This window comes from Tateyamaria sp., from assembly GCF_059783535.1.
Window position 1 is genome coordinate 1 of sequence record NZ_JBYNDP010000107.1, and the last position, 13,093, is coordinate 13,093.

Here is a 13,093-nt window from a genome sequence, read left to right on the forward strand (position 1 = left end):
ACAAGCCGTTCGATCTGGGTGATGTGGACATCAGCCGGATGCAACCGTTCCAAGGCAACAAGACCTATCTGGCCGAACGGTCGACCGAAACGCTGGGCTTGCTTTACGCAGATCACTTCCCTTTCCGTCAGAAGGCAACAGCTCGTGGCATCCGCCGCTCGCCCTTTCACGGGCATCTGATGGAACGCGGCGCCGTCATGGGCGAATTCGCCGGATGGGAGCGCGCCAACTGGATAGCGCGCGCGGGCCAGACGCCGGAATATGAATACAGCTGGAACCGCCAGAACTTCTTTGACAACGTACGCGAAGAGCACATGGCCATCCGCCAGAACGTAGGCATGTATGACATGTCTTCCTTTGGCAAAATCCGTGTCGAGGGACGCGACGCCGAGGCGTTCATGAATTATGTGGGCGGCGGTAACTATTCGGTGCCGAATGGTAAGATCGTCTATACCCAATTCCTGAACAATCGCGGCGGGGTCGAGGCGGATGTGACCGTCACACGACTGACCGAGACGGCGTATCTGGTGGTAACTCCGGCGGCAACGCGGTTGGCAGACCAAACGTGGATGGAACGTCACGTGGGCGACTTCAACGTGGTGATCACCGACGTCACCCCGGGCGAAGGTGTCCTGGCCGTCATGGGCCCGCGCTCGCGTGAGTTGTTGAATGCCGTGTCGCCCGCGGACCTGTCGAATGATACGAACCCGTTCGGCACCGCGCAGCAGATCGAGATCGGCATGGGCCTCGCCCGTATTCACCGGGTGACTTACGTGGGCGAGTTGGGCTGGGAGGTTTATGTGTCCTCCGACATGGCGGGTCACGTGTTTGAAACGCTCTATGACGCGGGTCAGGACATGGGTCTGAAGCTGTGCGGTATGCACATGATGGATACCTGCCGGATCGAGAAAGGCTTCCGCCACTTTGGTCATGACATCACCTGCGAAGATCACGTGATGGAAGCGGGCCTTGGCTTTGCCGTGAAGAAGGACAAGCCGTCCTTCATCGGGCGTGACGCGGTGCTGCGCAAGCAGGACGAGGGGCTGGAAAACCGGATGTTGCAGTTCAAGTTGACCGATCCCGAGCCGCTGCTTTATCACAACGAGCCGATTGTGCGGGATGGCGAGATCGTGGGTTACCTGACCTCGGGTGCGTACGGGCACCATCTGGGCGGGGCCATGGGCCTTGGATATGTGCCGTGCAAGGGCGAAGCCGCAGCGGATGTTCTGGCTTCGACCTACGAGATCGACGTGGCTGGCACGCGTGTGCGGGCAGAGGCGTCGCTGAAGCCGATGTACGACCCGAAATCCGAGCGCGTGAAGGCGTGACGCGGCCCTGAACCGATGCTAGGGGTGGACCCGAAAGGACCACCCCCATGACACAACCGACCGGTGACACGCCCCAAGGGCTTGGCTTTGCCATTTCCGCCTATTTCCTGTGGGGGTTTCTGCCGCTTTATATGAAGATGTTGAGCCATATCGGTCCTGCCGAGGTGGTCGCACATCGCATCATCTGGTCGGTTCCGATTGCTGCCGTTCTACTGATCGCATTGCGGCGCACAGGCGATCTGATGGCTGCACTGCGTAACCCGCGTATGCTGGCCATGGGGTGCGTAACTGCTGCGCTGATCACGGTGAACTGGGGTATCTACGTTTGGGCGATCACCAGGGGTCACGCCCTGGACGCGGCCCTGGGCTATTACATCAATCCACTGTTTTCGGTGGCACTCGGGGCCGTGTTGCTGCGAGAACGTCTGACGAGTGCGCAACTCGTGGCCATTGGCCTCGCGGCCTGTGCTGTGGCCGTTTTGACCATATCGGCCGGGGTCGTGCCTTGGGCCGCACTGGGATTGACTGTCTCTTGGGGTTTCTACGCGCTTGCAAAAAAACAGCTGCCGATTGGACCGAACCAGGGCTTCTTGCTGGAAGTTCTGATCCTGCTGGTTCCTGCGCTGGCCTACATCATATGGCTGGGGGCGACCGGGCAGGGACAATTCCTGATTGGCGACACGGGCACCAACTGGCTCTTGCTGGGCTGCGGCGCGGTTACGGCCATCCCGTTGATCCTCTATGCAAATGGTGCCAAGGGGCTTCGACTGACCACTATTGCGATCCTGCAATACATCGCGCCAACAATGATCTTTTTGTGCGCGGTGCTGGTGTTCAAAGAACCGTTTGGACAGGCCCGCATGATCGCGTTTCCGATGATCTGGGCGGCTCTGGTGATCTACTCGACCTCCATGATCCGTCAGATGCGGGCAGCGGCCTAAGACCCTTCGAACCAGTCGCGGGCAAGGGTCGTCCAGCCGCGCGGCATTCCATGACCGCCGTCATGTTCGCAGAACTTGATCGCGCCATCGGAGCAGCTTGCATTCCAATCGCGGCAGCGGAAACGGTCACCGATTTCAATCGTGTCCGGGTGTGTGCGACACTGATTACTGGTGCGCGCCAGCGCGAGGCTGTCCCAGAGGCTACCCTGATGCCAGTCGCGGATCGCGCGACCTTCGAACGGGACCTGGTTGTCCGCAAAGCCGTGGATTTGCAGAAACCGAACTGGCGTGGTTGGGCAGCCCGCTGTGTCGTTGGGTTCGCGCAAGGCTCCGGAAATTGAGGTGAAGCCAGCAAACTGATCCGCCACTTTGCAGGCCATCAACCATGCCATTGACCCACCAGCAGAAAATCCGGCGACATAGATGCGGTTGGGGTCGATGGAGGCTTTGGTCTTGGCGTCTTCAATCACGCCGAGTGTGAAGGCAATGTCGTCTCGCGCGCTACCATCACGACCTGGCCAGAAGCGTGTTTCACGTCCCGGGATTTGTTGACCATTGGGGGCGATCACAACGTATCCCTCATCTGCAAAATCCGACTTGATCCCGCCGCGAAAGATCATTTGCCCGGTGGCGTTGTGGCCATGGAAAAACACCAACGCGGGCGCGCCTTCCTTGCCGCCACCTCCATCGATCATGTGGTAACTGCCTCCGTTAATTTCGCAGGCGGTGTCGGGGCCGCACTGAGCCATGGCGAGGGTCGGAAGGGCGAGCAAGAGGGCAATTAAATACTTCATGCGATGCAAAGTGCATTTGGATGCGGCAAAGCAAAGAGCCAATCGCATCACTCCCCGAAACGTGATTGGGGTTGTCATCGGTCTGTGCATTTGAGAGGCGAGGCATATGGATGACGTCTATGCCCCGCCCAACGATCCATTGGAGATTTTGCACGACGATGCAGAGATGCTGGTGGTGTCGAAACCCTCCGGCCTGCTCAGCGTGCCGGGCAAGGGTGAGCACCTGTCAGACTGCCTGATGGCGCGGGTACAAGCGGTGTGGCCGCAAGCGCTGCTGGTGCATCGGCTGGATCGCGATACAAGCGGGGTCATGGTGTTTGGCCTGACGCCGCACGCGCAGCGCTTTCTTTCCAAGCAGTTCGAGCTGCGCGCGGCCAAGAAAACCTATGTCGCAAGGGTGTGGGGGCGGATGACGCCCAAGACAGGGCGGGTTGATCTGCCCCTTATCGTGGATTGGCCAAACCGACCCAAGCAGCATGTTAACCACGAGAACGGCAAGCCTGCCGTCACGGATTGGCGGGTGCTGCGCGATACAGAGACTGAGAGCCGGGTGCGATTGTTCCCGCAGACAGGGCGAAGCCATCAGTTGCGGGTGCATATGCTTGCTTTGGGGCATCCTATCTTGGGCGACCCATTGTATGCGGAAGGACCTACACGTGAGTTTGACCGGCTCATGCTTCATTCGGAAGAGCTGCGGATCAAGCATCCAGACGGTGGAAAGATGATGCGGTTTCGGGCTTCGGCGCCATTCTGAGGTATGGCGATCTATCTCGGGCGATGCGCCATGTCCCGCGGGTTGTGTTGGTGCCGGGAAGCTTGGATACGCTGTTTCGAACATGCGCATGGGCATCTGTTTTGCAGTGCCAGCGGGCACTTTGCTCGACCTGACATCCATGCGCGCCTGTTTTGCAGCATGTACGTGTGCGTCTTTTTGCGTCTCGCCACCAAACTTGAGGGATATTTTGCATACAACACGCCAGTCGATCCCTAGCGGAAAATCTTAGACCGGCTGCAGCTTACTTGCGGGTGGATGACCTGCCTCGCAGTTTCGCCGATGGAACTGCTACTCTGCATCACAGCAAGCCAGGGGTTTTCTAACTGTCTCTGTATCTCTGATGTGTTGCGCGTCGAAGTGCCGGGATAATCATTTTAGTTTTTTGAGTGGTTCGTTGACGTCGTTCCCATTTGAAATGGTTGGCCAAACGTAAATGCGGCATGGCGATGCAAAAATCATCTTGAGAAACTTGTGCCCCGATTGGCTGTTCTTTAGCGGCGCTGAACATGCCCGCTATTCGCAGGTTACAGGCAATGCTGAGCAACTGAGTTTGTCAAATCGGCGCCGTAGGGCCATTGAATTTCTGCTGCTTTATGGTGATGGTTGAACCTGCGACTTGAGTGAATATGTGTCGCGCGATCATTGCTGCTGCCCCATAAATAGTGTCGAAGACGCCTCTGGGCAGGATATATGGTGCTTTTCCGAGGTGAACGCCCTCAGAAAACACTCAATAGTTGTGGCATCTGTGTGACAATTTCAGCAAGAATTCCAACGGGGAAACTTCTGACAAAAAAACCGTTGATGACTTGTCGGTTGCAGTGTCACTTTGTTCTCAGGATCAACAAGACTTATTACCGACAGTAAATATCGCGCGCGTAACGAGCAGAAAATCCGCCAAGAAGCGCGACCAATGAGGGATGGTAATGTTCAGATTGAGTGGTGCCTTTCGGGCGGCGCTGGCGGCCACCAGTGTATCTTTTTTTGCATCTGACCCGGGACACGCCACACCCTTTACGACAAACGTTCCTGGAACGAGTATTTCGCTTCCCAGCGCATATCCGGAAGCTGGTGGCGTCGTCATCGTCATGGAGGGCGTCAACGGCCAGATCTATTACCAATTCAGTGACCCAAACGGCGCATTTCGGGGCTTCAACTCCAACGGCCAGCCAACGCGATTCCGGGGCAATCCGTTTACTGTGAATGACCCCATTCCGCTCGACTGCGGCATTCGGAGCTGTACCGACTATTTTGGCGGTGCCATTGCACGGGTTCACGTCCGTTTTTCTGCGTTCGATGGGGACACCCAGCCGGGCGGTTTTGACCAGGACGACATCAGCTTGATCCTGAACGGCGTGAATGTCGGCAGTTGGTCTGGTCTGACGACAGAACGGACCAACAACTCCGGTACGGTGAGTCAGGGATTTCAGACCGGGTTCGGCAACAACAGCTTCAACACCGGCTGGTTCACGTCGACCAACCCGACGTTGCTGAACAGTCTGTTGACGACGGGTCAGACAACGACCCAAGTGCTGGATGATGATCCAAACGACAACTTTTGGGATTTCCGTCGGGGTCTGAGCCTTAGCGATGAAGCGCTGCGCACGATTGCACCCGGCTACGAGTTCGAAAAGACAACCACTGCCACGGACTACACCGCCGTTGGTGATGTCATCACATACACCTACACCGTGACAAATATCGGGTCGGTCAACATCAACAATCTGACCGTGTTTGATGACAAGGTGGATGAGCAGGGCGGAACGGTATCCTGCGATCAGACCACCATCAACGAAACCACCGGCGGTGGCTCACCTGAAGTTGCCACCTGTACGGCCACCTACACGGTCACTCAGGAAGATATCGATAACCAGAGCCTGACAAATATCGCGCGTGCCAATGGTGATCCGGAATTTGGCCAATTGGGCGAAGTTGAGGACACTGTCACTTTGCCCGGGCCAGCAGCTGCCGCTGACATGACTTTGACCAAGGTGGCGCGTCAGACGACCTTTGGCGCCGTGGGTGACGTGATCACCTATGACTACACTTTGGAAAATACCGGCAACACGACACTGACAAACCTGAGTGTGGCCGACAATCTCATCCCGTCACTGTCCTGTTCGCAGGCGACATTGTTGCCCACAGATACACTGACATGTACCGGCACCTACACCGTCACGCAGGCAGATCTGGATGATTTTGCCCAAAACGGTACGCCACTTGCCAACACCGCAACGGCCAACGCGCAGGACCGTGGGCAGTCCACGCTGACGCGTAGCGTCGATGAGACCGTGGACGGGCCGACGGCAGCGCCGGCTCTGGTCGTGTCCAAGACAGCACTGCAACAAGACTTCGACAGTGATGACGACGTTCTGCAGTTCCGGATCGAAGTAACAAACACGGGCAATGTCACGTGGCCCGGTCCGCCAACGATCACCGACGCTTTGATCGCGGATGCAGGGGGAACTGTCAGTTGCCCTGCGGGTGCAGTGCCGCCCAATGGCGCTTTGATCTGTACTGCGGATTATGCGGTGGAGCAGGTGGATCTAAACGCTGGCGAGGTGCTGAATGAGGTGACGGCCTCCATCACTATCGGTGGAGTTGCGGCAACTGCTTCGGACTCTGTGATTGTTCCGGCTGTGCAGACGACGGGTCTGACATTGGTCAAGCAACTCAACCCGGGCAGCGCCACCAGTTTCGATGCGCCGGGCGTTACCCTGGTGTACGACTATGTCCTGACCAACACCGGCAACGTCACCCTGACCAGTCCGCGCATAATCGATGACAAGGTATCTGCCAACTGTACCGCGACCGAGATCCTGCCGGGCACCAGTGTGACCTGTACGTCGGATGACTACCTCACGCTTCAGGAAGATGTGGATGCGGGCTCTGTTACCAACATCGCCACCGCTGCGGCCGATGACCCGGATGCGACGGAAGTGTCCTCCGACCAGGCGCAGGTGACGGTCGACGCCGATCAAATGCCCGAATTGACGTTGGACAAGCTGGCGCCAGTGATCCCGGCCGTCGACTTCTTTGAGGGGCAGACGGTCACCTACACTTACGAAATTGAAAACACCGGGAACACGACCATCACGGCGCCGCTGACCGTGAGCGACGATCGTTTCACCAATCCAATTGATTGCGGCACCGGCGATCTTCTGATTGGCGAGACGCGGACGTGTCAGGCGGTCTATACGATCACAGCGGCTGATGAAGCGCTAGGGTTCGTTTCCAACACGGCCACGGCAACGGATGGAACCACGACGTCGAACTCGGACACCGAGACCGTCCCACAGGCAGGGACGGATGCGATTGAGCTGATCAAAACTGCCGATTTGACCAGTGTGTCCAGCACTTCGGACGTGATCACTTACACCTTTACGGTGACCAATGTCGGTGATCGGTCGATCGGCGTGGGCAGAACCATCTCGATCAACGATCCACGGCTGGGAACTGTTGCATGTGTTCAAACCGAACGGATTTTCCCAGTGGGGCAAGGTACGCCAAACTCGGTCACGTGCACGGGTAGCACTACACCGACCCAAGCCGAGATTGATGCGGGCGAGGTAGTCAATACCGCAACAGCACAATTCACCCGCGACAATGGTGGCAGCCCGTTTGACGTTGTGTCCCCATCGACAGAGGCGACTGTCCCTGTCGACATCACACCGTCCTTCACGCTTGACAAAATTGGCCCGTCGCAATTCTCCAGTGTGGGCGAAATCCTCACCTACACATTCCAGGTGACGAACGACACCGAACAAACAATCGCATCAGCTACGGTCACGGACCCTCTGATCCCGGGTCTGGTTTGCGATCTGACTGACATCGGCCCTCTTGCCACCGAGGAGTGCACTGCTGAGTACACGGTGACCCAAGCAGATCTGGATCGGGAGACGATTACAAACATTGCGACCGTGAACGGTATGTCGAGCACTGGCGACACCATCGATCCGTCCTCGGATACCCAGGTTACCCCGGTAGACCCTGTGGCTGCTACACGCGCGGTCAACCTGTCAAAGACCGCGAATGTGACCGAGTTTTCGGCGGTTGGCGATGAAATCCGATACAGTTTTGCGGTGGCCAATACTGGCACGCAGACGTTGACCGACATTGTCGTTACCGACCCGTTAGTCAGCCTGACCTGCACCATTCCGACACTTGCCCCCAGTACCACTGACACAACGACCTGTCAGGCCATCTACACCGTGGCCCAGACCGACCTGGACAATGGGCAAATCGACAATATTGCGAGTGTGGCGACCCCGGGGACATCGGGCGACAGTAGTTCACTGACTGTGCCCGCCATTGGTCGCGATGCGGACTTCACCGTCGAGAAGCAAGCTGATGACGCAGTGAGCGTGGTCGCCGGACAGGTCATTACCTATTCCTATGTTGTCAGGAACACTGGAAACGTCACGCTGGCCAATGTGTCGTTGGCGGACGATCATACCAGTGCGTCGGGTACTCAGGCACTGACCATTTCCGGGGGCGGCGATACCGGCAGCATTGCACCCGGGGCTGAAGTAACCCTGACATCGACTTATACGGTGACTCAGGATGACATCGATGCAGGTGCGGACCTGACAAATATTGTCAGCGGCACCGCAGTTCCGCCGAGCGGCCTTACTCCGCCCACGGACAGCGACACCGAAACTGTCACGGTGGCCACTGCCAATCCGGTACTGCGTATCGTCAAGACCGAGGTGGATGGATCAGGGACTTTTGGCGCTGTCACGAGTGCCGAGGCTTACACGTTTGAAGTCTTCAACGATGGGAACGTGACGCTCAGCAACCTGAGTCTGAGCGACGATCTGACCGGGTTCTCCTGTACTTTGGCGGACCTTCTGCCGGGCGCATCGACCACCACCTGTGCCGATGCGACTGCGCTCGCTGACAGCTACACCATCACGCAAACGGATGTGGATGCTCGGTTCCTGACCAACGAAGTTGAGGTTACGGGCACTGCACCGGGTGGTGCATCCATCAGCGACACAGACACTGTCACATTGGCTGGCCCCACGCAGGCGCCCGCCATTGATATGACCAAGACTGCAACAGCCGGGGATAACTTCACGGCGGTGGGCGACGTGGTCAGCTATGACTACGTTGTCTCGAATACGGGGAACATAACGCTGACGGCGGATATCACCGTCGCAGATGACCGTACGACAGTAAGCTGCGCTGCGTTGCCACTTGGCGGCCTCGCACCCGGTTCAACACTAACCTGCACCGCAACTTACGAGATCACACAGGACGATCTGGATGCCGGTAGCGTGCTCAACCGCGCGACTGCGACCATCACACAGACCGTGGTTCCGGACACGCCCGGCGGCCCGACGGAAATCACCACTTCTTCGCCCGAGCGGACCGAGACTGTGACGGCGGCCCAGTCGCCGGCGCTGTCACTGTCAAAAGCGCTTGCCGCCAGCTCCGCCACCAGTTTCACCAACCCGGGTGACACGCTGACCTACATGTATACCGTTACCAACACAGGCAATGTTACGATCACCGACACAATCAACGTGACGGACGACCAGATTGCTGGCGGTGCGCCGCAACTGTGTTCCGAAGATGATCTGGCCCCCGGCGCGAGCCTGACCTGTGAACTGGTCTGGACCGCAGACCAGCCCGCGATTGATGCTGGAAGTATTACGAACGTTGCTTCACCGCAGTCGACATTTGGGGGTGTTACGGTCCCCGCGACTTCGGACACGTTGACCGTTCCCGCCGTCCAGACACCCGCACTCACCATGTTGAAGGAATTCGTTTCGATCCAGAACGCGAACCCGCCCCCGGTTGCAGGGGACTTTGCGGCGGGCAATGACGTGATCTATCGCTACACGGTCACCAACTCGGGCAACACGACCATCACAACCGAGCCTGTGGTCACGGATAACCTGATTTCGCCTGCGTTTATTTCCATCGATGCCCCATTCCCCGCAGCAGGTCTCGCACCTGGTGACAGCGTGACCTACACTGGGGTTTACGAGCTGACGCTCGCCGATATCCAGCTTGGCAGTGTCACCAACAACGCCACGGCAACCTCCGACGGCGTGACGTCCAACCCTGAATCGGAAACCATTCCCTCCGGGGCAAACCCGGCGCTTAGCATCACAAAGACCGCCATCGAGGCAAACTTCACTGCGGTGGGTGATGTGATCAACTACGAATACGTGGTCGAGAACACGTCTCGGGGCACACCCGCGCCTGCCTTTGCCAATGCAATCACCGTTGATGACGACAAGACAACGGTAACCTGTCCAGCCGTTCCTGGTGGGCAGTTGTTGGTGGGTCAGTCCATTACCTGTTCAGCCGAGTACACAGTCACGCAAGAAGACCTGGACGCGGTGGCCGCTGGCCAGCCCGGCGGGTTCGTGACCAACGTGGCCACGGCCAACACTGTGTTTGCCGGGCAGCCTGTTCAATCCCCTGCTGCCACTGTCACCGTGCCCGCCGTGAACGATCCCGCGCTGTCTGTGGTCAAATCTGTTTCAGGTGGTCCCGACCCAGCCGGAGAAGGGGACACGATCACTTTTGCGATCCTGACCACCAACAGTGGGGATACGACCGTTTCCGGTTTGGACGTTTCGGACCCTTTGCTTGCAAGCTTGAGCTGCTTTGATGGTGCGTCGAACACTGATCCTGCGGTGACTTTGCCAGTCACGCTGGCGCCGGGCGCGCAGCTTCTGTGTGAGGGCGACTACACCGTCACGCAGGCCGATGTTGACGGCCAGAGCCTCGTGAATACGGCAACTGCGCAGGGCGTGACGCCTGCCGGTGATCCGGTAGTCGCCACCGGATCGGTCACTGCGCCGCTCGAAGAGGATGCGCCTGCGGTCGAGGTTACCAAGGCCCTGAGCGCTAGTGAGCCCGACAGCAGCTTTAGCGTGGTTGGGCAAGAGATCGAGTTCACCGTGACGGTGCGCAACACCGGCAACGTGACCCTGACATCGACGACGGTTACGGATGATCTAGTGCCGGGGGAGACTTGTTCTGTCCCCAGCCTTGCCCCCGGCGAAGAGGATCAGAGCTGTACATTCCTGTACACCGTCACGCAGGCCGACGTTGATCAAGGTGACTTCACCAACGTGGCGCGTGCCTCTTCGGTTCCGATTTCTGATCCGACAAATCCAGTGACTGATGATGGACCGCTTCTTGTCGACGGTCCGGACGCCGAGCCGTCCTTCAGCCTGGTCAAAGACGCCGATATCACCAGTTTCGCCGCTCCTGGCGTGACCATCACCTACAGCTACACTGTTTCTAACACGGGTAACGTGACCCTCACTGCGGCTCCAACGGTGAGCGATGACCGCATTGCCAGCGTCAGTTGCCCCGCATTCCCGGCGGGTGGTTTGGCACCGCTCGACAGCATCGTTTGTACGGCGACTTATGAAACAACGCAGGATGACGTAGATGCGGGCGAGGTCACAAACATAGCTTCGGTCGCAAGCAGCGAAGTCCCCTTTGATCCGCTTGATCCCAACCGGGCCGAAGCGACTGAGACGGTGTCGGCGACACGGGGCCCGGCCTTTACCATCGACAAGACGGTCGATGACGCGACCGATGTGCAGGCGGGGCAAGAGCTGACCTACAGCTATCTTGTGACGAACACCGGCAACGTGACCCTGTCCGATGTGACGTTGACCGACAGTCACACAAGCGCGGCTGGTACGTCCCCTCTGACACTCAGTAGCGGCGGCGTGATTGGATCGCTGGACCCGGGTGAAAGCGTCACTCTGACCGCGACCTATACGGTCACGCAGGCGGATGTGGATGCCGGTGCGGATCTGACCAATGCTGTCACCGGGACTGCGACCCCGCCCGGCGGTCTGACGCCACCCACTGCCGATGATACACAAAGTGTCAGTGTCGAAGGCCCCAGCCCGGAAGTCACGGCAGAAAAAACCGTGAGTGCCAGCACTGGAACAGATGTTGGCGACAGCGTCACCTTTGACATCACCGTCTCTAACACCGGCAATATGACGTTGGATACGGTGACGTTGACCGACACGCTGCGCGACGGCAATGGGCAGACAATCCTGCCCGCGCCAGTGCCAACGTTGATCGCTGGAGATGGCGTGACACTGGACGTGGATGAGACGTGGACCTATCAGGTCACCCATATCCTGACCCAATCGGACATCGATAGTGGAGGGCTGAGCAACTCGGTTCTGGTCGAGGCGCAAGACCCAAGCGACACGCCTGTGAGTGACCTGTCGGACAATGGTGTTCCCGGCGATGGGACTGACAACCCAACCACCTTTGCCGTGCCATCCTCACCCGGAGTGACGGGGATCAAGACCATCACATCAACCGGAACGGCTGTTGGCGACACTGTTAGCTTCCTTATCGAGATCGAAAACACGGGCAACGTCACCCTGACAAGTGTTGACGTCACCTCCGACACCTTGGAGCGGCAGGACGGGACAGCCCTGACCCTCGCAACAGGGCCAACATTCAGTTCGAACGATGATGGTTCGCCTGCTGGGACATTGCAGGTGGGTGAGACTGCCACCTACACAGCCACTTACGTGCTGGTTCAAGAAGACCTCGATGCCGGTGGAATTCGAAACTCCGCGATCGTGAGTGGCACGCCGCCGACCGGGCCACCAACAACGGATATCACCGACAACGGTGTTCCAGGCGACGGTGACGATACGCCGACAAGTCTGGACATCGCCGCTGCCCCGTCCTTTAGCTTCGTCAAAGATTATACGGGTGCAGACGCAAGTTTCGACGCTGTAGGCGACGTGCTCGACTACACATTTACATTGGTCAACACCGGCAACGTGACCCTGATCGATCCGATCGTGGTTACCGACCCGTTGCTTGTCACCCCCGCCATCTGTGATCCCGTCTCTGCTGCGGCACCCTGGGCGCCGGACGATACGCGGACCTGCACGGCAAGCTATACAGTTACCCAAGAGGACCTGGATCGTGGTGAAGTCGAAAACACCGCGAGCGCGGCTGTAGGGCCCGCGCCAGGTCAGACAGACAGCGTAACTGTACCGGCCAGCCAATCGCCTGCGATGGAGCTGTTGAAAGAAGCAGAAAGCGTCGATCCGGCAACGGAATTCTTTGTCGGTGCCGTAATTGATTACACCTACACGGTCACCAATACCGGCAACGTGACGCTGGCGAGCCCGATCACGATCACCGACAATCTGATCCCAACAGGTGACATCGTCTGCCCGACCTTCCCGACGGATGGCATCGCGCCCGGCGATACGTATGTCTGTACCGGCAGCTATA

The 13,093-nt window shown here is 58.3% G+C and carries 5 protein-coding genes; 4 read left to right on the forward strand and 1 reads right to left on the reverse strand.

Translation table 11 applies throughout. The annotated features are described in order from the left end of the window. On the forward strand, positions 1 to 1,328 hold a 1,328-nt coding region (locus AC6RA8_RS17055), incomplete at its 5' end, for a glycine cleavage T C-terminal barrel domain-containing protein (RefSeq protein WP_500354239.1). Positions 1,329 to 1,375: 47 nt separating this feature from the next. Then, positions 1,376 to 2,269 (forward strand): EamA family transporter RarD, encoded by an 894-nt coding sequence (gene rarD / locus AC6RA8_RS17060; RefSeq protein ID WP_500354241.1) that lies wholly within the window; start codon positions 1,376 to 1,378, stop codon positions 2,267 to 2,269. On the opposite strand, the gene AC6RA8_RS17065 is transcribed toward rarD, so the two are convergent. Continuing rightward, the gene (locus AC6RA8_RS17065; protein WP_500354243.1) at positions 2,266 to 3,063 is read right to left on the reverse strand and encodes a CE1 family esterase; all 798 of its coding nucleotides are present in this window, start codon (positions 3,061 to 3,063) and stop codon (positions 2,266 to 2,268) included. The genes rarD and AC6RA8_RS17065 overlap by 4 nt on opposite strands. Positions 3,064 to 3,169: 106 nt before the next feature. Here AC6RA8_RS17065 and AC6RA8_RS17070 point away from each other — a divergent pair, with 106 nt between their 5' ends. Further along, on the forward strand, positions 3,170 to 3,817 hold the full coding sequence (locus tag AC6RA8_RS17070) for an RluA family pseudouridine synthase (protein ID WP_500354245.1): 648 nt from the start codon (positions 3,170 to 3,172) through the stop codon (positions 3,815 to 3,817). Between the two features lie 944 nt (positions 3,818 to 4,761). Then, the coding region (locus tag AC6RA8_RS17075) for a beta strand repeat-containing protein (protein ID WP_500354247.1) at positions 4,762 to 13,093 on the forward strand (8,332 nt) is incomplete at its 3' end.

What these genes read in the sequence shown, in the direction of transcription:
- AC6RA8_RS17070 (WP_500354245.1), top strand. Translation starts at nt 3,170, where the DNA reads ATGGATGACGTCTATGCCCCGCCCAACGATCCATTGGAGATTTTGCAC.
- rarD (WP_500354241.1), top strand. Translation starts at nt 1,376, where the DNA reads ATGACACAACCGACCGGTGACACGCCCCAAGGGCTTGGCTTTGCCATT.
- AC6RA8_RS17065 (WP_500354243.1), bottom strand. Translation starts at nt 3,063, where the DNA reads ATGAAGTATTTAATTGCCCTCTTGCTCGCCCTTCCGACCCTCGCCATG.